Source organism: Pseudomonas sp. NFACC32-1 (assembly GCF_900101215.1).
Lineage (GTDB): Bacteria > Pseudomonadota > Gammaproteobacteria > Pseudomonadales > Pseudomonadaceae > Aquipseudomonas.
In genome coordinates, this window is the sequence record NZ_FMUL01000010.1 from 161,390 (window position 1) to 185,689 (window position 24,300).

11 protein-coding genes are annotated in these 24,300 nt (G+C 64.0%); 6 read left to right on the plus strand and 5 right to left on the minus strand.

Features of this window, described 5'->3' with window-relative positions; genetic code table 11:
- Positions 1 to 97 precede the first annotated feature (97 nt).
- The 4 genes from BLP99_RS16875 (at position 98) to BLP99_RS16890 (ending at position 3,053) form a co-directional block, all read left to right on the plus strand.
- On the plus strand, positions 98 to 838 hold the full coding sequence (locus tag BLP99_RS16875) for a response regulator (protein WP_072391308.1): 741 nt from the start codon (positions 98 to 100) through the stop codon (positions 836 to 838).
- The gene (locus tag BLP99_RS16880; protein ID WP_072391306.1) at positions 835 to 2,157 is read left to right on the plus strand and encodes an ATP-binding protein; all 1,323 of its coding nucleotides are present in this window, start codon (positions 835 to 837) and stop codon (positions 2,155 to 2,157) included. The genes BLP99_RS16875 and BLP99_RS16880 overlap by 4 nt, the downstream gene beginning before the upstream one ends.
- 173 nt (positions 2,158 to 2,330) lie before the next feature.
- The gene (locus BLP99_RS16885) at positions 2,331 to 2,531 is read left to right on the plus strand and encodes a hypothetical protein (protein WP_072391303.1); all 201 of its coding nucleotides are present in this window, start codon (positions 2,331 to 2,333) and stop codon (positions 2,529 to 2,531) included.
- Positions 2,532 to 2,546: 15 nt separating this feature from the next.
- Positions 2,547 to 3,053: an HvfX family Cu-binding RiPP maturation protein gene (locus BLP99_RS16890; RefSeq protein ID WP_072391300.1), complete on the plus strand. Its 507-nt coding sequence runs from the start codon at positions 2,547 to 2,549 to the stop codon at positions 3,051 to 3,053.
- Positions 3,054 to 3,145: 92 nt separating this feature from the next.
- Here BLP99_RS16890 and BLP99_RS16895 read toward each other — a convergent pair whose 3' ends face one another.
- The 3 genes from BLP99_RS16895 to BLP99_RS16905 all read right to left on the minus strand — a co-directional run bounded on the left by BLP99_RS16895 (position 3,146) and on the right by BLP99_RS16905 (position 5,337).
- Complete coding sequence (locus tag BLP99_RS16895) at positions 3,146 to 3,922, minus strand: HvfC family RiPP maturation protein (protein ID WP_072391297.1); 777 nt, start codon at positions 3,920 to 3,922, stop codon at positions 3,146 to 3,148.
- Positions 3,915 to 4,802 (minus strand): HvfB family MNIO-type RiPP peptide maturase, encoded by an 888-nt coding sequence (locus tag BLP99_RS16900; protein ID WP_072458816.1) that lies wholly within the window; start codon positions 4,800 to 4,802, stop codon positions 3,915 to 3,917. Before BLP99_RS16900 ends, BLP99_RS16895 begins: the two co-directional genes overlap by 8 nt.
- Before the next feature lie 148 nt (positions 4,803 to 4,950).
- Positions 4,951 to 5,337 carry an EF-hand domain-containing protein gene (locus BLP99_RS16905; protein WP_072391282.1) on the minus strand — a complete coding sequence of 129 codons (387 nt, stop codon included), beginning with the start codon at positions 5,335 to 5,337 and terminating at the stop codon, positions 4,951 to 4,953.
- Between the two features lie 288 nt (positions 5,338 to 5,625).
- Between BLP99_RS16905 and BLP99_RS16910 the strand changes: the two genes are divergently transcribed.
- Both BLP99_RS16910 and BLP99_RS16915 read left to right on the plus strand, forming a co-directional pair.
- Positions 5,626 to 7,425 carry a thiamine pyrophosphate-requiring protein gene (locus tag BLP99_RS16910; RefSeq protein WP_072458817.1) on the plus strand — a complete coding sequence of 600 codons (1,800 nt, stop codon included), beginning with the start codon at positions 5,626 to 5,628 and terminating at the stop codon, positions 7,423 to 7,425.
- Positions 7,426 to 7,548: 123 nt separating this feature from the next.
- Complete coding sequence (locus tag BLP99_RS16915) at positions 7,549 to 10,137, plus strand: bifunctional diguanylate cyclase/phosphodiesterase (protein WP_092181110.1); 2,589 nt, start codon at positions 7,549 to 7,551, stop codon at positions 10,135 to 10,137.
- Positions 10,138 to 10,275: 138 nt separating this feature from the next.
- Here the strand turns inward: BLP99_RS16915 and BLP99_RS16920 are convergent, their stop codons facing one another.
- Together BLP99_RS16920 and BLP99_RS16925 are read right to left on the minus strand one after the other, a co-directional pair.
- Entirely contained in the window at positions 10,276 to 22,698 is a 12,423-nt protein-coding gene (locus tag BLP99_RS16920) for a filamentous hemagglutinin family protein (RefSeq protein ID WP_092181113.1), read from the minus strand.
- Between the two features lie 212 nt (positions 22,699 to 22,910).
- Complete coding sequence (locus tag BLP99_RS16925; RefSeq protein ID WP_092181116.1) at positions 22,911 to 24,083, minus strand: substrate-binding domain-containing protein; 1,173 nt, start codon at positions 24,081 to 24,083, stop codon at positions 22,911 to 22,913.
- Between the last annotated feature and the right edge of the window lie 217 nt (positions 24,084 to 24,300).

Genomic DNA, 24,300 nt, shown 5'->3' on the forward strand with positions numbered 1-24,300 from the left:
CGCGCGCCAGATACACTGCAATACAAACCGTCGCGAGCCAGGCCGGTCGGTGTCTGTAGACTGACCACCAACGAAACGCCATAAGGGGCTGTACACCATGGATCATGTCGACCATGTGTTGATCGTGGATGACGATCGCGAGATCAGAGAGCTGGTGGGCAACTACCTGAAGAAGAACGGCCTACGTACCACCGTCGTCGCCGACGGCCGGCAGATGCGCACCTTTCTGGAAACCACCCCGGTGGACCTGATCGTGCTGGATATCATGATGCCGGGCGACGACGGGCTGGTGCTGTGCCGGGAGCTGCGTGCCGGCAAGCACAAGGCCACGCCGGTGCTGATGCTCACCGCGCGCAACGACGAGACCGACCGCATCATCGGCCTGGAAATGGGGGCCGACGATTACCTGGTCAAACCCTTCGCCGCCCGGGAGTTGCTGGCCCGCATCAACGCGGTGCTGCGCCGCACCCGCATGCTGCCCCCCAATCTGGTGGTGACCGAAAGCGGGCGCCTGCTGGCGTTCGGTCGTTGGCGCCTGGACACCACGGCCCGCCATCTGCTCGATACCGACGGCACCATGGTCGCCCTGAGCGGCGCCGAATACCGGTTGTTGCGGGTGTTCCTCGACCATCCGCAGCGAGTGCTCAACCGTGACCAGTTGCTCAACCTGACCCAGGGCCGGGATGCCGACCTGTTCGATCGCTCCATCGACCTGCTGGTCAGCCGGCTGCGCCAGCGCCTGCTGGACGATGCCCGCGAGCCGGCCTACATCAAGACCGTGCGCAGCGAAGGCTATGTGTTTTCGCTGCCGGTCGAGATCCTCGAGGTTTCGGCATGAACCTGTCATTGCGCTGGCCGCGGACCCTCGCGTCGAGGCTGTCGCTGATCTTCCTGATCGGCCTGATCCTGGCCCAGGGCCTGTCTTTCGGTGTCCAGTACTACGAACGCTACCAGAGCGCCAAGACCACCATGCTCGGCAACCTGGAAACCGACGTTTCGACCTCGGTCGCCATCCTCGATCGCCTGCCCGCTGCCGAGCGTCCGGCCTGGCTGCCCCGCCTCACCCGGCGCAACTACAACTACCTGCTCGATGAAGGCCTGCCCGGCCAGCCCATGGTCCCGGAAGACGCACCGATATCGGTCAGCTCGATCCAGGACGCCATCGGCCAGGCCTATGCGCTGACCTTCACCGACATTCCCGGCCCGCAAAAGCACTACCAGGCCCATCTGCGCCTGGGCGACGGCAGCCCGCTGACCATCGACGTCCGCCCGGCCATGACGCCCCTGTCTCCCTGGCTGCCGGTGGTGTTGCTGGGGCAGCTGGCATTGTTGATCGGCTGCACCTGGCTGGCCGTGCGCATTGCCGTCAGGCCCTTGACCCGCCTGTCCCAGGCCGTGGAAACCCTTGACCCCAACGCCCACGGCGCGCGCCTGGACGAAAAAGGCCCGACCGAAGTGGTCCATGCCGCCAAGGCGTTCAATGCCATGCAGGAGCGCATCGCCGCTTACCTGAAAGAGCGCATGCAACTGCTGGCGGCGATTTCCCACGACTTGCAGACGCCCATCACCCGCATGAAGCTGCGCGCGGAGTTCATGGACGATGGCATCGAAAAGGACAAGCTGTGGAGCGACCTGGGCGAAATGGAACACCTGGTGCGCGAAGGCGTCGCCTACGCCCGCAGCATCCATGGCGCTACAGAAGCCAGTTGCCGCATCAACCTGGATGCGTTCCTCGACAGCCTGGTGTTCGACTACCAGGACACCGGCAAGGACGTTCAATTGTCGGGCAAGAACGCCGCCGTCATCGACACCCGCCCCCACGCCCTGCGCCGGGTGTTGGTCAACCTGGTGGACAACGCACTGAAATTCGGCGGCTCGGCGCAGATCCACGTGCAATTGACCGGCAATGGCCAACTGGCGATCCAGGTCCTGGACCGTGGCCCCGGCATCAGCGAGCACGAACTGACCGAGGTGCTCAAGCCGTTCTACCGCGTGGAAAGCTCGCGCAACCGGGAAACCGGCGGAACGGGCCTGGGATTGGCCATTGCCCAGCAACTGGCGATCGCCATGGGCGGTTCGCTGACCTTGAGCAATCGCGAAGGCGGCGGCTTGTGCGCCGAGCTGCGCTTGAGCCGCGAAACCGCTCCTGCCAGCTGAACGTCCACAAGGCCTGGCATCCGGGTTTGTATGCCAATGTGTCTGCCGTCGCCGGGCACACACGAACTTGCAATCCCCCGCGTTCCCGACACACCCCGCTTACACCCGCTTGAAAGACTCCCCGAGCCCCGGCCACTGAAAGGGTCGGGAACCACACCTCAAGGAGTCTCGCCATGCCTGCCACCGCCACGCCATCCAACCTGCGTTTCCAGGGTCGCTTCCCGATCTTTGCCTGCTCTGACTTCAAGGGCGTCCCCACGAGCGACGGGGACGTACTGCCGTTTGGCCTGACCTGCGCCACCACCATCATCCGCCTGGTCGGCACGCCGGGCCGGGCCAACACGCGTGCCCAACCTCTGCAACACGCAGCGTAATCGGGGGAGATCGTCATGTATCCAAGCATCCTTAAAGCCCTGCCCACTCGTCTCGATCACGCCGGAGCATGGCTTGCGCCACTGGGCCTGCGCCTGTTCCTGGCTTGGGAGTTCTTCGAATCCGGCCTGGAAAAATGGAACGGTACGAACTGGTTCAGCGAAATCCAGTCCGCCTTCCCATTTCCCTTCGACCAGTTGCCCGCCAGCTGGAACTGGGAGCTGTCGATGTGGGCCGAACTGCTCTGCGCCATCGCCCTGCTGATCGGCCTGGGCACCCGTCTATCGGCGCTGGTACTGATTATCGTCACCGTGGTGGCCACCGCCGCCGTGCATTGGCCCGCAGACTGGTCAAGCCTCAGCGAGCTGGCCCAGGGCTATGCGATCACCAATAAAGGCCATGGCAACTTCAAGCTCCCATTGATCTACCTGGTGGCGTTGATGCCGCTGCTGTTGCAGGGGGCGGGGAAACTGAGCGTGGATGCGCTGCTACAGACTGCCCTGAACCGTCGAAACGACGCCTGAAAACAAACCTTGTGGGAACGAGCTTGCTCGCGATGGCGGCGTATCGGTCACGGTTGATGGCGACCCGCTGGCATCGCGAGCAAGCTCACTTCTTACAGGGTTTGCGTTTCAATCGGCGGCGAGTGTCTTGCGCCCACCACACCTTCCTCTCGCATGCGCTTGAGCAGCGCCAAGGCGCTGTCCATGAATTCGAAGGCATTCGCCCCCGCTTCTTCGGCCAATCCCAGCAATTGCGCCCGTGCCTTCAGTTCCGGAAATTGCTCGATACGCTGCAACAACCGCCAGGCCAAGGGGCTGAGTTCAGAAAAGCGCACGTCGAGCCCAGGGGTACGCCTGACCAACAGCAAGGTTGGCTGGGATGGCGGTGTCGACGGCTGGTAATCCGGCGCCAGGCGATGCACCGGCCATTCATACGCCAACGGCCAGGCCAGGGGCGAAAGCTGCAAGGGCCGGTCGAGGCACAACGTTTCGTCATCGTTGGGCAAGGCTTGGGCCGGCGATTGCAACAGTGCCATTTCGACCCACTCGTAATGCGCCAGGTCAGCCATGAACGGCGGTTCCTCGGACACCGGCCGGGCCGACAGATAGTCCACGAACTCCCTGGCGATCTCTGCGAACCTGGGCGTGACGCAGCGATGCTCGCGCAGGAAGCGGCGTACACAGGCGCGCCAGCGGTCCTGCCCCAGCACGCTTACCAGCACCGCAAAGGTGCCACTGAGTAACGAGCGCATGTTCTCGAAGATCAGGTCGCGATAGACCTGGGCCCGCTCCACGTCCATGCCGGACGGGACCGGACACCGCTCCGGATCGCGCAGGTAGCCGGTCAATGCCTGCTGCTGTTGGTGCAGGGTCTGCCGGAGTTCAGCCATGGATCACCGCCTGCCGGTCGGCGGTTTGCCGCTGCAACTGGCGGATGATCTGCAATTCGGCTACCAGCGCGGCGTAGGGTGGGAAGTTGAAATCCCGTTCCAGCAAGGTCGGCTGGATGCCGAAACGCGCATAGGCCCTGGCCAACAGCGTCCAGACCACCGGCTTGACCGGCGCGCCGTGGCTGTCGATTTTCAGTGTGTCGGATTCGTCGTAATGCCCGGCCACATGCATTGCCACCACCCGCCCGGGATCCAGGCCGTCCAGGAATGCGCAGGGGTCGAAACCGTGATTGACCGAATTGACATAGACGTTGTTGACGTCGAGCAACAGGTAGCAATCCGCCTCGTGCAGCACTGCCTGGGTGAATTCCAGCTCGCTCATGTCTTGGTGGGGGGCGGCGTAGTAAGACACGTTTTCCACCGCCAGGCGTCTCCCCAGGACATCCTGGGCCTGTCTTATGCGGGCCGCGACGTGATGCACCGCCTCCTCGGTGAAGGGCAGCGGCAGCAGGTCATACAGATGCCCGTCATCGCCGCAGTAGCTCAGGTGCTCGCTGTACAGCGGCACATCGAAGCGCTCCAGGAAACCGCGCACCTGGGCGAGAAACGCCAGGTCCAGCGGAGCCGGCCCGCCCAGGGACAGCGACAGGCCATGGCAGGACAGTGGAAAACGCTCGGCCAACCCATGCAAAGCGGCGCCATGGGCGCCACCGATGCCGATCCAGTTTTCCGGCGCGACCTCCAGGAAGTCGAAATCACCGGCAGGCGCCTCGCGCAGTTCATCGAGCAAGGCCCGGCGCAAGCCCAGGCCGACAGAGGTCTGGGGGAATGAAGCACCAGCGGCAGGACGGTTGAAGCTATGGCAAAACTCTTGGGACATGGCACATCTCCTTGACAAACAAGAGAGGGAGAGCCACGACGGATGGGGGCACGTCGCCACCGACCTGTGGCGAGGAGCGTCAACCCCTCGCCACACAAACACGCCTGCCCCATTCATGTACCAGTCGGGGCTCCCCAAAGGCGGAGGATCAGGACTCGATTGCCGCCCCGCACTTGCCCTCGCCGCATTTGCCTTCGGCGGTCTTGGCCTGGGCCGACAGGTATTGCTTGGCTTCCGGCAGGGATATGCCGCCGTCGTGGTTGGCGTCGATCTTGTCGAACTCGGCCGCACGCTCCGGTGCGGCGGCGATGAACTCGTCCCGCGAGACCTTGCCATCGTGGTTGGTATCGGTCTTGGCGAACTTGTCTTCGCCGCACTTGCCTTCGGCAGGTTTCTTCACCGTATCGGCCGCTGCCAGGGTATAGCCCTGGGCCAGGTCGTTCATGGTCAGGGCAGAAGCCGCCGAGGACAGGCCAAGGCCACCGACCAGGGCCAGGCCGAGTGCCAGGGACGAATTGCGCGAGAAGTTGAGCATGGGGTATTTCCTCCAGGGATTCGATCGCCAGTCACCGGCACCGCGTATGGGTCCCGGCTGGCTGGCGTAGTTAATCGTCGGTGTGTATCCGGCCTGTGTCTCGGACCCGCCCCTTCGTCAAGCAGATGTATCCGCCCTGCCCCGGTACACACTGAGATACACGCCCGGCCCTGGCACCCGCCCCGGAAAAAATCTAAACCTTGCGCGGCCTGTGTCGGTCAAGTCTGTAAGCACGCCAACCGCTGCACGCCGCTCCAAGCGGCTCGCGGCCTGAAACGAGGGACAGACATGAGCATGACCGTCGGTGATTTTCTGGTGGAACGTCTTTACGAATGGGGGGTTCGCCGGATCTACGGCTATCCGGGCGATGGCATCAACGGCGTCTTTGGCGCGTTGAACCGGGCCAACGGGAAAATCCGTTTCATCCAGGCCCGACACGAAGAAATGGCAGCCTTCATGGCCTGTGCCCACGCCAAGTTCACCGGCGAGCTGGGGGTATGCATCGCCACCTCGGGGCCTGGCGCGTCCCACCTGGTGACCGGACTCTACGACGCCCGAATGGATCACATGCCGGTGCTCGCCATTTGCGGCCAGCAGGCCCGCGCCGCCCTGGGCGGGCATTACCAGCAGGAACTGGACCTGGTCAGCCTGTTCAAGGATGTCGCCGGGGCGTTCGTGCAGCAAGCCAGCGCACCCGCCCAGGTCCGCCATCTGGTGGACCGCGCCGTGCGCACGGCCGTGGGCGAGCGCCGGGTCACGGCGCTGATCCTGCCCAACGACCTCCAGGAGATGCCCTACGCGGCGCCAGCCCACAAGCATGGCACCGTGCATTCCGGCGTCGGCTATCGCAAACCCAGGGTCGTGCCCTACGAAGAAGACTTGCGCAAGGCCGCCGATGTGCTGAACGCCGGCAAGAAAGTCGCCATCCTGGTGGGCGCCGGAGCGCTGCAGGCCACCGATGAGGTGATCGCCATCGCCGAGAAACTCGGTGCCGGCGTGGCCAAGGCCCTGCTGGGCAAGGCGGCGGTGCCGGACGACCTGCCCTGGGTCACCGGCTCCATCGGCCTGCTCGGGACCGAGCCCAGCGACAACCTGATGGCCGGTTGCGACACATTGCTGATGATCGGCTCCGGCTTTCCCTACGCCGAGTTCCTGCCGCCCGAGGGCCAGGCCCGGGGCGTGCAGATCGACATTCAGGCGGACATGCTCAGCCTGCGCTACCCCATGGAAGTCAACCTGCACGGCGACAGCGCCGATACCCTGCGGGCCCTGCTGCCACTGATCGAAGAGAAGACCGACCGCAGTTGGCGCGAGAAAATCGAGCACTGGCGCCAGCGCTGGGACCAGACCCTGGAGAAGCGCGCCCTGGTCAGCGCCAAGCCGATCAATCCGCAGCGGGTCACATTCGAACTGTCGCCCCGGCTGCCGGATCGCGCCATTGTCACCTGCGACTCAGGCTCCTGCGCCAACTGGTATGCCCGGGACCTCCATATCCGTCGCGACATGATGTGCTCGTTGTCCGGCGGCCTGGCGTCCATGGGCGCCGCCGTGCCTTATGCCATCGCCGCGAAATTCTGCCATCCGGACCGACCGGTGATCGCCCTGGTGGGAGACGGCGCGATGCAGATGAACAACATGGCGGAACTGATCACCGTGGCCAAGTACTGGCGGACCTGGGGCAATGGCGCCTGGGTCTGTGCGGTGTTCAACAACCGGGACCTGAACCAGGTGACCTGGGAACAGCGGGTCATGGAGGGCGACCCCAAGTTCGAAGCCTCCCAGGACATTCCCGACGTGCCCTACCACCTGTTCGCCGAATCCATTGGCCTCAAAGGCATCCTGGTACTGCATGAGGATGATGTGGCCGGCGCCTGGGAAGCCGCACTGGCGGCGGATCGCCCGGTACTGATCGAATTTCGCACCGACCCCGACGTCCCGCCGCTGCCTCCCCATATCAAGCTGGAACAGGCGAAGAAATTCGCCAGCACCCTGCTCCAGGGCGATCCGAACGAGGCAGGCATCCTGGCGCAGACGGCCAAGCAGGTGCTGAGCGGGCTCCTGCCGGGGCACCGCAAGGACAAGCAATAGCGCCAAGCGCTCGCGCAGCGCGCAATCCGCGGCTGTACATCGGCTGTCGGGCAATTAAGTTAATTGTCCGACAGCCGATACAAAGTCGTGCGGGATATTTCGCGTTTTGCCGATGGCTTGTTTATGACTGAAGATGCTGGTGACCATTCCACCGACCTGTCCCCGGGGCTGCCGACCCGTAGCTTCACCCGACGCACCTTCCCGGCCATCATGCTCCTGCTGTTTGTCATGTCCGCCCTGGCGATCGGCGTGCTGCTCAACATCACTCAGAACCAGGATGAGCGCGCCCGGGAACAGAGCTTTTTCTTCGCCCAGCGGGCCATCGAGGGGATCCGCACCGCAATTGCACGTGACTTGAGTGACTACTCCAAGTGGAGCGACGCCTACCGGCACCTGCATGTGACGGTGGATAAGGAGTGGGCCTACGACCAGGAGAACGTTGGTAGCAGCGTTTATTCGCTTTACGGCTACCAGGCGGTATTCGTCGTGTCCCCGAGCGGGAAAACCGTGTATTCGGTGATCGACGGAAAAATGGACGAGGTCGATGCCGATACCTGGCTGGCCGGTGACCTGCGAGGGCTCGCGAAACTTGCCAGGGCCCCGGAAAACCACGATGAGGTCGTGGTCAAGTTGTTGCATCACAACAATGCGCCGGCATTCGTCGCCGCCTCGGCCATCACCATCGGCACCGACAACAGCGTGCCCGAGATACCAGGGCCGCCCAGCCTGCTGTTATTCGTGAAAGTCCTGGACGCTGCTTCCCTACAGGCCCTGGCCCGGGATTTTGCCTTGCCCGATGCATTCATCACCGCAACCCAGGGGCCGCAGGGCACCGCCCAGCTAGCCCTTGATGACCAGGCCCTTGACGGCCAAGGCCAGGAAGCCCTCGCCTGGCGACCGGCCACTCCCGGACACGACCTGCGCAAGGTCTTGCTGCCGCTGCTGATCGTGGCGTTGCTGATCCTGGGGATCCTGGCGCTCGCCGTGTTGCGGCATGCGCTGATGATGCTCCGTGCCCAGCAGCGCCAGTACGACAGCCTGCTGGCCCACCGCAAGGCCCTGGAGCGCAGCGAAGAACGCTTCCGGGACATTGCCGAAGTGTCGTCAGACTGGCTATGGGAGGTAGACGCCAAAGGGACATTGACCTACCTCTCGGAACGCTTCGAACAGGTGACCGGTTTCAGTCCCGGCGAATGGCTGGGTAAACCCTTGCACAGGCTGCTGCATCCACACGGCGGCAGCATTTCCATCGCCCAATGGTTACTGGGCGGCGCCAGCAGTGGTTCGTCCTCCCCACTGCTGTGCGAGTACACCGCGCGCAACCAGCGCATGCGTACCTGCAAGCTCTCGGTGCGGGCCATCGAAGCCGGCGCCCTGGGATTTCGCGGCACCGCCACCGATATCACCGATGAGCTGCGGGCACTGGCCCAGATCAAGCATCTGTCGCTGCACGACCCGCTGACCGGGCTCGCCAACCGCAACCGGTTGTTCGACTGCCTCAACGAACACCTGGATCCGGCCAGCGGCGTCCCGCTGGCCGTGTTGAACCTGGACATGGACCGATTCAAGCCGGTCAACGACTCCCTGGGGCATGCCGTGGGCGACAAGGTGCTCAGGGAAGTGGCGCATCTGCTTGTGCAGAACGTGCGCGGCACCGACCTGGTGGCTCGCCTGGGGGGCGATGAATTTGTCATCGTCATGCCTGAGCCGGGCGATTCGCAGGACCTGGAGCAACTGTGCGCGCGCCTGATCGACTGCATGCAGCGCCCCATGCACCTGGACGGCAATACCCTGTACCTGGGGGTGAGCATCGGCGTTGCCTGGGCACAACCCGGTGAAACCCGCGCCGACGAGCTGCTGCGACAGGCCGACATCGCCCTGTATGCGGCCAAGGCTGCCGGCCGCAACACCTGGCGCGTGTACGTGGAAGCGATGGGCAACGTGGCCCGGGACCGCCGCCGCTATGAGCAGCAATTGCGCGATGCCATGCACCACGGCCAGCTGGAGTTGCGCTACCTGCCCCGCTTCGATGTGAATGCCGAGCAGTTGCATGGGTTCGAAGCCCAGATGTTCTGGCACCATCCCGAAAAAGGTGAACTGAGCGGCAGCGACTTCATACCCGTCGCCGAAACGTCAGGCCAGTTGGAAGAGCTGGGGACGTGGATGCTGACCAATCTCTGTGAGGAAGCGGCAAGCTGGCCGACGCCGGTCAACGTGTCGCTGGCGGTTTCGCCCAAATGGTTCAGCAGCGGTTTCCTGCTCAACCAGGTGCAAACGGCCCTGGATGCAAGCGGCCTGGCACCCCATCGCCTGACCCTGGAAGTGGCCGAAGGCATCCTGCTGGTGGACCACAAGACTGTCGCCACGACCTTGCATGCCCTCAAGGATGTCGGTGTGCTGATCAACATCGACAAGTTCGGCACCAACATCGCCTCCCTGCGCGAAGTGCTGAACCAGCCGTTCGATGGCATCCGTTTCGATCGCAACATCCTCGCCCAGCTGGGCCTGGAGCACGACGAGGCCGGAGTCCTGGCGATGATCCGCCTCAGTCGCAGCGTCGGCCTGATGGTCACTGCCGAAGGCATCGAAAATGCCCGGCAATTCAGGCAACTATGCAGTGTGGCCTGCGACCACGTCCAAGGCCCCTATTTCGGCTCCGCCCTGGCTCGCTCGGAAATGGCCTCGTTCTTCACCACACCGCGCTGGCTGTAACCCTCCCACCGCTATCGCGAGCCAGCTCGCTCCCACAATAGGCACTGTGGTGCATGCAAAAGCCCCCCCGGTTCCCTGTGGGAGCGAGCTTGCCCGCAATGACGCCAGCACAGCCCACCTCACTGCAAGCTCAGCCCCCTACAAACTCAACCGCCCCCGCTCTTCCTCGGTCAGACGCTGCCTTGACTGCTCGTCCAGGGGGCCGGCGCCCAGTACCTGCACCGGGCTGGCCGGGTCGTAGGCCCTTGGGGTTTCGCGGCTGGCGCCGTCCCGGGACGGCGCCAGTTGTTCGTTACCGAAGCTCACCACCTGCACGGTGAACACCGATGCCTGGTTCTGCCGCGCCGCATTCTGTTGCTGGCGGGCCACATCTTCAGCCGCCTGGGTGGCCGAGGACGCCGCCGAGCTGGCCGAGGTGATCGCCCCGGTGTTCACCGAGGCCGCCAGCGGCACCCCGGTGGACTTGCCCTGGGTCTGGATGTTGGCCGCGTTCACTACGGTCAGCGCCGCGATGTTGACGTTGCCCGATACCCGGATTCCGGCCTCGCCCGCATCGATGGTGCCCAGCGGCGCGATCAGGTCGATATCCCCCGGCGCCACCTCGGGAATCGGGTTGAGGGTGGCGATACCGGCACCCGTGCTCGGCACTGACGGCGACAAGGAAACATTGCCCCAGGTGTCGTACAAGCGCTTGGGCGGCGTATAGACCACGGTGGTTTTCGAACCCCGGCCGGCGTTGATGTCGCCCTGGGCCGACCAACCGAGGATCGAGCCGCCGAAGGTCGTCATGATCCGGCTCTGGCCCAGCAGGATGCTGTCGCGGGCGTACAACTGGATATCCCCCTCACCCTGGGTGATGACCCCGGCGGTGGACGGCGGTGCGTTGCCCTCGATGCCGAATGTCTGCCCGCCACCCGGTGTGAGCATCTGGATACTGCCACCGAAGTCGGTGTGCACGCCTGCCCCGCCGAACAGGGTGATGTCGCCCTTGTAGGTGATCGGATTGCCCGCCACGTCCTTGGTCGGGAACAGCCATTCGATCGCTTCCCGTCCCCGCAGGTAGCTGCCTTGGCGCACACCGCCGGCTTCGTTGTACTCACGGCCTGCGGCCTTGAGCTCGGCGAAGTACACATTGCGGGCAAACACCCGCTGCTGCTCGGCTGGCAGCGCCGCGAAATAGGCGCGGGCCTGCTCGCTGTCGCCGCTGAAGCCGAAGCGCTGCTCCAGCCAATCCACCAATTCAGCTTCATAGGTCTTGGCGACCTTGCCGTCCTGGTTCGCCAGGGGCACGCCGGCCAGGGCCTGGTTTGCCGGGTCCAGGTACGCCTTGAAGAAGCGCTGGTAGTCCGCCCCGTCGAGACCCGTGCCGGCTTGCAGCGCCAGGCTCGCCCCAGGGCGCGAATCACCCGGTACCACGGCGCCGAGGCTGGTGATGCTGACCTTGTCTTCCATCAGGATATTGCGCCCGGCGGTGATCTCCAGCAGGCCGGGGCCGGCGACGTTGAAGTTGCTGTAGAGGATGTCGCGCCCGGCCGAGACGATGGAGATGTCGGTGGGGTTGTTGTGGATCAATAGATTGCCGGTACTGGTGTAGTTCCCCAGGAAGAAGTCGCTGTTCAGCGAGCCGCCCAGCGGTATACCACTGCTTACAATGTCTCGTCCGGCCCTCATCCAGACAGCCCCCATGCCTTCATAGGCAATCTGCCCGAATCGGCTATCGTTCTCGGAGGTGTACCTCATCGTTCGTCCGCTCGCGACGGCCAGCAAATCGCCGGTGAGTGCATAGAAGCGAGCAGGATCTGCGTTGCCGGCCCACTCGCTGGAAGCGCTGCTGGTATCGAACGCAAGCAACGGCAGGATATTCGCGCTGGGACGCGCACGATTGGCATCGGCGGAGAGATTGCTGAGCGCCACACTACCATTGACGAGCCCGGCAAAAGCCGGTCGCAACGGTGTGGCCAGGGCCTCGGAGGCAGCACCGGAACGACTGACCGACATGTCGCCACCGTAGATGGAATCGCCGGCCATGAACTGCAGCTCACTGTTGATGCCGGGAGCGAGCAGCAGCGCTGGGCGGTCGTTGCCGTTGTAGCCATTATCATAGAGCGCTGAGGACTTCCCGTAATAAAGGCTGCCGCTGGCTGCCACAGCCCTCAGGATGGACGGATATACCACCGCCAGGTCGGTTGCGATGCTGGATGTCAAAGGTGTCAGGTTGCCTCCCGACGACCACAAATCGACCGCAGTATTGGCCGTCCACAACGTGAACCAGCTCAGGCCTGATCCGTCAGTCGCAGCGTTTTTGAAGGGCGACCCACTCATCATCGGCGCCCGGCCCGGATCGGCGACGTCCATCACGACAAGGTCGCCCGAAGTTGCCAGATCAAAGGTAGCGTCCCCCGGCATGAGGGTCAGTCCACCGGTGGCAAAGCCTCGTGTGGATTTGAAGGAGTCGTAGGCTCGGGTTTCTCCAGGTGACTGTGCCGAGACGGCGTCGCCGTATTGAAGGTCGATTCGACCGATGGCGCCGCTGTCGACCTGCACGTGGCCCCGCAGGTTGATCACCGCACCGTTCAGATGCCCGTTGGCGATCAGGCTCTCGGGGTTCACAGCCCCCCCCACACGCAGATTGAGATCGCCACCGCCAGTCAGTTGCAGCCTGCCATCGGCGCCTACACGCCCGGTACTGCCCACGGCAAGGACCAGCCCTTGACTGCGGCTGTTGCTGCGCGGTTCGAGAAGACTCCCCGTCAGTCGATCGAGTATCCCGGCATCGCCCGCCACTTGAACATTCAGGTCGCCGCCGCCAAGCGTACCGAAACCGGTAAAACCGACCATCAGATCGGCCATGCTGGGGTCCTGCGCAGCGGTGTAGCTGCCAAAATTGATCCACCAGGCGGACGGTTGTGCCCCGGCACCCGTGGCAACTGAGCCGTTGCCTTGGCGCCACAGCCAGTTACCAACGTTGACCGTGTCGTAACCGGTATCGAATGAGTTGGGCCGCCCATAACTGCTGCTGGAAACATCCATGGCGTTGCCGGTCATGTCACCACCGACCTTCAGGGTCAGGTTACCGCCAGAGTCAGGGTACCAGGCGCGATAGACACTGTTGACGCCGCCGTCCACGAATTGCTCGTTTTCGCCTGTCTCGTCATTGAGCACCGTACCTCCTGCCCCCAACGCCTTGGGCTGGTTGTACGGATCGCCGGCGTAGGTTGCGCTGGCCGAGCTGCCGGCGGTGTAGACCCCGTAAAGAGAATCCATCCTCAAGTCACCTGCCGACAGCAACTCAAGGTCTGCCGTGCCGGTGCGAATGACGCTCCAGCGCTGACTGCCCGGCTTATAACCCGGAGGACCTCCCACTTCACAGCGAGACGGATCGTCGATGCATAGGTTCGGATCGCCGAACCCTGCGAAGTCCACCGGTTGCCCCACCATGCTGGTGTCACCAAAAAACTCCAGCGATCCTGCTTCGGTCCACACCATATTCGGCACGCCAAACACGCCGTAATGACTGTCGGCCAGATGCAGATCGCCTCTGGCCGACACGGGCTTCACGACCCGACTGTCAGCCGCCTGTGTATCGGCCCCCGCCACGAGGCGCAACGACCAGGATTGCGAACCCTCGGCCAGCATCGGGGCGATAGCCCAGTTGCTCCCCGCCACTTCCGGACGCAACTGCACCGACTCCACACCGGCCGGCAGCTTGATGTCGGTACCTGAAGGGATTTTCGAGCCCACGCTCAGTGCCAGGGCGCCATTGAGACGCTGCACATTGGTCAAACCGTTGCTCGCGTCCGCAATGCCTGGCAATGCAACGCCTTTAGGCCAGATCAGGCTGCCTATGGTTGCGCTGGTGCCCAGCAGGCTGCCAGCCCCCAGGACTGTTCCTGCCTCGAGGGTCTGAGCCGAAGCCAACAAGGTGCCGGCTGCGAACAACAGGTTACCCGAGGCGTCATGCACCGCCGCGGCCAGCACCGTACCGGCCGGCAGCTCCAGTGGTTGATCAAGCGTCGCGGCGACCGGCAGGCGTGTTCCCGCCGCCAGGGTGGCACCCTTGAGTGGCACGTCGAAGTTGAGCACCGAGCCTGCCGGAAACGCCGTGTCGTCCGCCAAGGTCACACCGGTACCGGGCACGACGATATCGCCCGCGGCGAAATCGATGCCCGGCAACAGCACCCAGCCCTTGTCATCGTTGGTGGCGGGCGGCCGGGCGAAACCGTCGGTGATGCTGCCATAGATGTTCAGGTCCCCCCCGGCGCGCAGGGTCAGTGCACCCGACTCACCGGAGCCGTACACGGCGGTTTTACGAGCGCGCGGATTCACACTGGCGTAGCGATAACCGGACAGGTCCAGGTCACCCCGCACCACCAGGTCACCGTCGGCCGTCGCGCTGACGATCTCCACGCCGGGCCGCAGGTGGAACGCATCGGCATATCGAGCGTTGTTCAGACCGGCGAGCTTGCGTTGCATCAAATCGCCGTTGGCCAGGGCCGCGTTGATGAAAGCGATACTGTCCTGGTGCTTGCCATCCAGGTACGCCTGGTCGATGACCTGATAAGGCCGACCGCTGGCCGCCGGATCGCTGCCGTAGGCTGCGTCGTTGTACTGCCAGGTACCGTTGACGGCAATCGAACGAGCGCCCTGGATATCCAGGCCACCGCGGGCGTCAATGGCGATGTCGCCCTGGGTCGGAGCCGAGCCGGCACGTCGCGCGTTGAGTTCCAGCGTGCCACGGGCACGGCCGTCGTGCTGCCCGGCGGGCGCCGCAGTGCCATGCCGCAGATCGATACGTGCACCCTCGGCCAGGGTCAGCACACCGCCGCGGGAAGTCAGGTCGACGATGGCACGGTTCGGTGAATCGATGATCTTGCCGTAGCTGTCCACCCGCAGACGGGCGCCGTGGGCGTCAAGCACCGCGTTGCTGCCCAGGGTCAGGGAACGCCCGGCCGCGAGCCGGATGCTGCCGACCCGCTCGCCACTGGCGTCGACCTTGCCGTTGACCAGCAGGCTGCCATTATCCAGCGACACGCTGATGGCCGAGGCCCTGAGTTCGTTGCCGATCACCAGGTCGCCTTGCTTGAGCTGGAAACCACGGGAACCGAATACCTGTCCTTCGTTCAACCGTTGGTTCAACGCAGCGAACTGCTCACTCAGGCTACCGCCCCCGCCCAGGCGCTGGGCCTGCATTTCCACACCGCCGGCCAGGTACGGCATGGCGATGCCTGCAGCGTCATATTCGCCTGTGCTGCCACCCAGAATCCGCCCCTGCAAATCAACGATCCCGGCGGCCTCGTCCAGGGCCACCGCGCTGAGCCGGCCAGCCTGGTTGTTGCGAGCCGAGAAATCGATGCTGGCCCCATCAGCCTGGCGGATATTGCCGTTCTGGCTTTGCAGGATCACCTCGCCACCAGCGCTGTAGCGTGTCACGTCGTTGAAAGTGACTGCGCGACCAGCCACGTCGATCAGCGACTTATCGGCCAGGGTCAGGTCATCCGTCGCGCTGAGGGTAAGCTTGCCGCCAGGCAGCACCACGGCACTGGCCAAATTGAGGCTCGCGCCTTTGATGGACAACTCGCCCCCAAGCCCGGAGACAGTGCCCGGCCTGGCGGTCGTGCCGGTCACGTTGACCGCCCCGCCCGCCGTGATGCGGTTGACCGAACCGGCTTCACCGGTGAGCAACGGGGTGAGGATATTCAAATTGCCGCCGCTATAGGCGTAGCCTGTTTTGGCGTCATAACTTCCCTGGCTTCGATACACCGCCAGGCTGCCCTTGTGGTTGGCGGTCAGACGCTCGCTGGCGCTGAGGTTGACGTTGGCGAATCCCAGCGCCAGGCGATCCAGGGTAGTGACCGAGCTGGGCTGGGCAAAGTCGCCGTAGCCCAATTCGATGCGCTGGGCCTGGATGTCCAGGCGACCGGCACCGGTACCGGCCCCACCGGCGATCACCGAACCCGGCGCGCCGACAGCACCGTTCCAGATCAGGTTCGCGGTGCGGATGGTCGCCACGTCGTCGACACTGCCGGCGCCATAGATGGCCGGGGTGCTGAGCATCAGGTTGCTCAGGCGTGACTTGCCGGTTGTCAGGTCATAGGTATCCAGGCTGACGGTGCCGTAGAAATTCAGCGCCTGACTGGCCGACAGTTCGAGGGTTTCCAGGGACGGAGCGCCATACTGGGTGTCGCCACGCAACAGGCGATCGAGCACCGTCTGGCTCAGGGTCAGGCCGGCAGGCAATACGTTGCGTCCCGCCGCATCGCTCAATGCCTGGGCGGTGCCGACATTGATGTTACTCAGGGCCAGGGTCAGGTGACGGGTGCCGTAACGCACCTGGTCGTCCAGTTCCAGGCTGCTGCCGGAGGCTGCAACGATGCTGCCTTCGGAGTGAATCCGGGTCACGCCGCTGCACGGTGTCAGGCTGCACCCGCCGATGTTGACCGAGCCCATGGAGCCTGACTGCGGAGCCAACACGTTGAGCAAGCCGTTGGAGGCCGCCAGCATGTTGTAATTCTGGTTCCTCACATTGAGGTTATAGATAAAGCCATCACGGGCATCGTATGCCGCCTTGCCCTGCCCGATAGTGTTGATGGCGGCGCCTTGCTCCACCAACAGCTCGCCGCCGTCGGCCAACAGGAAAACCTCGGGCGCTGCCAGCGTCGCACCTTCACGCAAGGTCACGCTGCGCGATACCCGCTGTGGCGTGATGTAATTGCCACCTTGGCCATATAGCACTGAAAACTGGCCGCCAATCACCTGCCGTGACGCATCCAGCGCATTGAGACTCTCGGCTTCGAGGGTCACACCCTCGAAGCCGGTCGTGGCCCCCCGCCCTTCGGCGACCACCTCCAGTGCGGTACCGTTGCTGGCAACCACCGCGACGGTGCCGCCGAATCCCCCGGCCTGAGGCGCGAACCTGCCGACGCCCTTGAAGGTGAAGGCCTGGTCTCCAGCGCCCGTCGCCAGGTTCAACTTCAAGGTCTTGGCATCGACCGGCAACAGGGCCCTGGGGACGCCCAAGCGCGTGGCGTCGGCCACGGCAAACTGGGCGTAGCTGGTTTCGTTGTATTGCGAGTAGCGACGCAGCACATCGCCCGACGTCAGGATGAGCTGGCTGGACAGACTGTCACGCTGCCCGGTATTGGCCACCGATAACACACCAGCGGTAGTCCAGGAGCCGTTGCGCATCTGCTGCGCGCCCATTGTGACGCCTTGCCCCGCCAAGCCATTGACCTCGACCCGGAACGCCCCCGGCAGCAAGGCATAGGTGGACGGCATCAGGGTATACGTACCCGCCGGCAACCCAGGAACGCCGGCGCCGATGGTGATCTGCTGCCCTACCCTCGGATCCACGGCGCCGCCCTCCGGAGCGACCGGCGCGTACTGGCTCTGGTTGCCTGGCACGATGGCGTAGACCGGGTTGCTGGACAGGCCAGGCAAGGTGAATCCGCCGTTGGCACCCATTTGCACCAGCGGATTGAAACGCGCATCGGTCGAGCCACCGCGGCCGGAAATGAAACCGGCGCCAAGCAAATCACCTCCACCCGAAAGATCCAGTTCCGAACCCGCCTCGGCCGCCACCGACCTGCCACCGAGAATCACGCCGATTTCGAGATCACCGTTGGCGGAAGGAACCCCTCCTTGCCCCAGCAACACGACTTTCTTGCCGGCGTACTGATAATTTTGACCATCGACGGTGCCACCATACGGCAGCACCAATCCCTTGCCACTGACCGACGTCAGACTGCCTGGCAACAACTCCACCCGATCGGATACCCCTTCCGAGCTGTTCGTGCCGATTTCCAGCAACCCCAGAGGTGCCCGGACGACACCACCTTGTTCGATCTTCGCACTGCCCAATTGCAAGCGGCCAAATACCGAATAAGGCACTTGGGGTGCGATCCGGGTCGTACGGCCGATGACCAGGCTGCGCGCCGGATCATAGAGTTTGGTGCCACTTCCGGACTCAGCGCCCCAGCCATATCCCGCCAACACCCGTGCGCCAACCCCGGTCGCCGGATACAGTTGCGCGGCCCGCAGGATCATGTCCGAGGGGGTCAATAACTGAGTGGTGAAGCCCTGAGGCAAATCGTCGCCGGAGAACCCGGCCAGCAACCGCATATCGCCCCGACTGTTCAACTGCACCCGGTCAAAACCGCCGCGCTCCATCTCGACGGAGCTGCCATCGGCCTGCAGCACAGTGCCTTTGCTGCTGAACATCACGTTGCCCTGCACATCCAGCAGGTCGGCATTGACTGCAAAGACCGATTTGTTCGCCAACAGCGATACACCGCCCTCGATCACCGGTCGGCTGTAGTTGTCCTTGTTCGGTTGACGTCCCGCCAGACCCGATAGCAGCACGTGCGAGGCGTTGAGCCGGACTTGGCTATGGGTTGGTGCAGTTGCACCCAACCCGAAGCTGCGGGCATACAGACTCAGGCTCTGCCCCAGAGACAGAGAAACGTCACCGTCGACACTCAACAGCCCATTGCTCAGCAGGGCCAGGCTGTCGAAACCGCCCGACCGGACCTGGTCCACACCCAACCGCCCATGACCATAGACCAATGAATCCGCCACGGTCTGGGCACTGCCACCCGGCAAACTTGCCTGAGCGGACTGCCCCAGCACCAACTCACGCACCTTCAGCACTCGATCATTGACGGCATTCTTCACGTAGTAGGGCGTTTCCAGCGCCACCGACAGTTTGCCACCCGCCGCCCCCGCCCCACCCGAACGGGCGCTGAAGGCGCCATCCAGGTACAACCCGTTGGCCGATGCCAGGGAAATACTGCCGCCATTGCTCGCCACCGTCGTGCGGCCCTGGCCGGGAATATCCAGCACGGCCTGGCTGCCATCCGCCTGCAGGCGCGCGCCCTCGCGCACCACCACGAACAATTCGGACGCCGAGGCCGATCCTTTCGCGACATCGATCTGGCCACCGATGACAATCTGCCCGCCATCGCGTACCAGGCCGTAGGTCTGGCCACGCATATCGCGGGCGGTCACGGCCCGACTGGAGACGTCGATCAGCGCCTGCTCGCCAAGCCAGATGGAACGGCCATGCCCCTGGGCATTGACCGGGTCGCTGACCGTTTCATTGACGCCCAACCCGGTAAGGCTGACCCGCCCACCCCAGGCATTGAGCGTGCCATTGGCGGTCAATTGCCCGATGCTTCGCACATCGATGCCCTGGCCGGGATCGACGCTGATCACGCTGCCTGTGCCAAGGTTCAATACGGTATCGGCCATGTCGGCGGCACTGGCATTCGCGGTACCGGCATTGAGGCTCAGGCTCGCGCCGCGACGCTGGGTCAGCACCCCCTTGATCGCGTCTTCCTGGTACAACTCAGGCGTCCAGCGCTGCAAGGCACCGGCCGGGTCTGCACCGCTGCCGGTGCTCAACGCCTGCTCGTCAAAACGGTACACTGGCATCGTCACATCGACCCGGGTCCCGTCTGCCACGGTCAGGCCCTGGTTGCCGGTGATGTCATAGGCTGAAAAGCCCTTATCGAAGAAATCGCCGTCCAGTTGCAAAGTGCCGGGTTCAAGGGACGAACCGCTGTTGCCGATCAGCACCTTGTTGGCCGCCAGTTTCAAGGTCCCGCCACCGCTCACCCCGGTGCCACGCAACTCACCGTCCAGGTTCAGATCGCCGTTGCCGGACGACGCCCCCGTAGCCGCCATCAGGGTCAAGTCACCGCCCTTGCCGCCCCGGGTCTTGCCATCGGCCATGATCGCAGCGCCGGAACTGACGTCGATCAGGCTGCCCCGGCGCACATCGATATCACCACTGCTACGCACGGACACGCTGCCGCCGTTAATGAACGGCAGGCCTTGGCGGTCGTGGCCGTCGAGCAGCAGATTGCTCCAGCGTCCGGCGGTGTCCAGCTTGACGCCTTCGCCCAATGTGACCGTCGCCCGCTGTCCTGTAACGGGTGAAAGCGTGACGTCTCCCATCTGGAAGTTGTCGGTCCTGACCTGCTTGAGGATGTTACCCAATACAATGCGACCACTGCGGGCCGTCAGGTCGGCGTTCACTTCCACCTGCGGCGCATAAAGCGTGATATCCCCGCCGTCGGCTACCTTGAGTGCGCCGTCGATCTTGATGCCTTCAGCCGCCGCTACCTTGACTGCGCCGAGCTGGAAGCCATTGAGCAGTGCGTTATCCAGCATCAACTTGCCTTGCCGGTCGCTGCCGACCGCCGAGGTCAGGTCCAAGCCTGCGGCAATCTTGTCGGTCACCTTGCCGACGGTGACCTGATCGAAGGTGGGGTTCAAGCCACTGTTGATCACGCCACTGGCCTTGTCATAGATCGGCGTGTAGCTGCCCACCCACAACTGGGCCCGACGGGCCACGGCGTTTTGCGATTGCTGGTAGCCGTCGAGGTTGAGGTTCGGCGCCTGGGTCTGGCGCTCGCCCTGGTAGACCTCGCCGACGATCTGGCCTTCCAGCACCGCGTTGCGGGTCGACACCACCAGCTTGCCGGCGTCGCGGCCGACGGTGTAACCGGCCTCGAAGCGCTCGCGGGGGGCGATCAGCGGGTTGTAGTAGTAATCGGTCTGGCCCCAGCGTTGACTGTGGTCTTCGTAGCCCTTGTAGATGCCGGTGTAGAGGATGTCCCCCGGCGCCCTGGACAACTCATACAAACGCCCGTCAGCGCCCTTGAGCCAGGACTGGCGCAGGTAGCCGCTCTGTACGTCCAGGGTACCGCCGGACAGGTTCAACTGGGCCGCCTGCTGGGTCACGACATCGTTGCCGGTAAACGTCAGGGTACCGCCCTGGGCCGCCCATTCGCCGACACTGTGCCCTCGGGTGCCCAGGTAGCCGCCGACTTCCAACAGACCACCCGCGGTATACCAGCGGTCAGTGGCGTAACCGTTGGTGCCCGCCGGCACGTAGACCAGGTCACGCACGTCGACCCAGACATCGTTGTTGGTCAACTTGCCGCCGTCGCGGTTCACCGGTGCGTCGCGCTGCTCGTTGCCCTGTACATTGACCTTGATGGAATTGGACTCCATCGCCACCTTGACGCCGATGGCACCGGACACGTCGATCACCGCACCATCGCGCACCAGGCTGCGCCCGGCGGCGCTGACGGCCACCTGGCCGCCGGTGGCCAGGGTGATGGAGCCGTTCTGGAAGTCGACACTGGCGCCACTGACGATCTCGACCCGGGACTGGTCGCTGCGGTCCACTACGCTGCTGAGGTTGTTGAATTGACCGGTGATCAGGTTGTTCGGCGTGCCATCGAGGCCTGCCGGTCCGGCATTGCGCTGGCTGTCCAGGGCGCTGCCGCCCGCAGCATCGAGCAGCACCGCCGTGGCGCTGCCCTGCCCCAGCGTCACGCTGCCGGTGCTGTCGTTGAAGGCGTTGAGCAAGTGCACGGTGCCGCGGGTGTCCATCGAACTCGTCGCGATGGCCACGCCGTTCTGCTCAACCCGGTGTCCGGTGAGGGTGATATCGCCAGTACTGGCCTGGATCAGTCCGCTGTTGATCACCGTGCCGGCGCTGCTGCCGGGCTTGAGGGACGTCGCCACCTCGTTGCCACGGGTAGTGGAACGCAGGTTGCCGCTGGTGCCCTGGCCCCGGCGGATATAAAAACTGTCGCCCGCCGCCAGGGTGGTCTGGCCCTTGGCGGTGATGATGAAACCGGCGTTTTCCACCTCGGAGCCCAGCAACAAGGCATAACCACCACCGGCCGTGGAGGTAGCGGCGCGGTGGGTTTCGATCAGCGCGCCCTGCTGCACTTCGACCTTGCCCGCCGCGTCGGTGAAGGTCGGTTGGCTGCCGGTGGCATCGACGTACAACCCACGCTTGCTGAATTGCTCATCGCTGATATTGGCCGCCACGGCCGCCAGGTTGCGCACGTTGACCTGGCTGCTGCCGCTGAAAATGATGCCGTTGCGGTTGACCAGCATCACCGTGCCGTCGCCCTTGATCTGGCCCTGGATCTGGCTGGGTCGCGCTTGAGGGTCGTTGACCCGGTTGAGCACGGCCCAGTCCGCATGCTGCTGGAAATCCACCGTGGTGTTGCGCCCGACGTTGAAGGTTTCCCAGTTGAGAATCGCCTTGTCGGCGGTCTGCTCGATCGTCACCGTGGTCTTGCCGCCGGCCTGGGTCTGCTTGGGCCCCTTGGCGTTGAGCCAGCCCTGGGTCAGGCTGTTATCGACCTTGAGGCCGCCCTCGCCCAATCCATCCGGCACAGTCTGCACCTGCCCGAACGCCGCTTGCCGCCCCGCCGCTTGCGCCGCCTGCTGGGCCGCGATGGCGGCCACGGTGTTGTTGAGGTTGGTCAACGAACGCTGCAACTGCGCATTGGCCCGTTGCTGTTGCGCCAAAGGCGGCGGCATGCCTGGCTGCGCCGTAGCGGGCCGCCCCGCGCCACCGGCCTGGGAGGCGCCCTTGGCGGCAAACCAGGCCGAACTGAACGCCGTCGCCGCCTGGGCATTGCCGGCCACCATCAGCAGCGCAATGGCCTGGGCCAGCGGCTTGAGTCGCAACATCGACAATTCGCCATCGCGACGTGGAGCCTTCAGGTTCGTCTGGGGTTTGCAGCGCAGCATCCTACTCATCCTTTCGGGTTCGCTCTAAGGGGTCGCAAGGCATTGCCATCAAGCTGCCAGCGTTGGTTATAGGGGTTAGGCGGTTACAGCCGCTCGGGACCGAACGGTTGTCATGAAAATTTCATGTGGCTGTGTTGGTCGGGGCCTGACGCAAAAGATCAGCAACGGCTTGCGCCGTTGCTGATCGTGTTGCATGGAGCTAGCGCGATTCGTTACAGCGGACGACCGATGCCGTTGCAGACGTTCGCATTGCCGATGCTCAGGGCATTGGTTGCGGTTACGAAGCTGCTGCGAATGGCGGTTTTCCAAGTCGCTGGAAGCGGTACAAAGCGATTGGCGGTGATGGCGGCGTCGTTGCTGCTGGCTGCCGTGGCGTTGTAGTGACGGGTGAAGAAATCACGCACCTGGGTGGTCTGGGTTGCATCGGCGTAGCACTGACTGAAGATCAGGTTGGTGAAGCCCAGGATCGGATAGCCGGAGGATGGGTAAGCCACTACGCTTGGGTCGTTCGGGTTGGTGGTTGCGGCGAACACGGGCACCCAGGCGTTCGGGTTGGCGCGGTTGGCAGCGGCAGGAACTGGAACAGCAGCGATGGCAGTCGAAACGTTGGCTGGGGCTGGGGACACACCGGCAACGCGAGCGACCTTGGTGGCGTCATCCAGACCGGCCAGGGAGGTAGCGGCGTAATCCGGGCTCATGTAAGTGATGCGACCTTGGGCAGCGTTCAACGCAGTCATCACAGCCTGGCTGCCGGTGGCAGACACGGCGCCGGTTGGCAGACCGCCGCTGTAGCTGGAAGCGAAGTTGGTGGTGATGGCGAAGGTGCCGGTTTCAGCGCACTTGGCGTTCAGGAAGCGGGTGAACAGCTCGGTGGTGCCGCTGCTCTCGGCACGGTAGACCACGGTGATCGCACCGGTACGACCCGAGCCGGTGATCTGGCTCCAGTCGGTCAGGCGGCCGGAGAACACGCCGCACAGCTGGTTGACGCTCAGGTTGACGTTGGCGGTGCCGGTCTTGTTGAACGGAATGGCGACCGAGGTAGCCACCGAAGGCACCTGGATCAATGGACCCCAGGCGGCGCCGTGGGCAGTGACGTAGTTGCTCAGCTCAGTGGCGCTGAGCTTGGAGTCGCTGCCAGCCCAGTGCACGTTCTTGCTGGTGTTGCCCGCTACGAACTTGGTGTAGTCGTTGTTCAGGAAAGCAGCCTTGCCAGCACCGCTGCCCACGCCGATGTAGGGAGCGAAACCAGCAGTCAGTACGCCGGAAGTCTGGTACAGGGGCTGAGGCAAGGTCGCACCACCGCCGTTGACATCAGCCATGGCGGCCTGGGCGGCGCAGAGGCCGGCGAGGGTCAGGGATACCGCGAGAACGTTGCGCTTAAACATGAAGAATCTCCTTTCATCGTGTTCGTACGTAGGTTGATTGACGCGTGCTTGCCGTCATGGCGCTCGGTCCTGTGCCAGTGGCGATGGGGTGAGGCCATGGGTTAGAAATTCGCAGTTTCCGGTGACAGATAAAGGAAAAAACCTCGGGAGCCGAGGGCTGTTTTTCGAGTTTTTTCCTCGGGTGTTCGGGGGCTCTGCGCCGTGGGTTCTGGCGGTT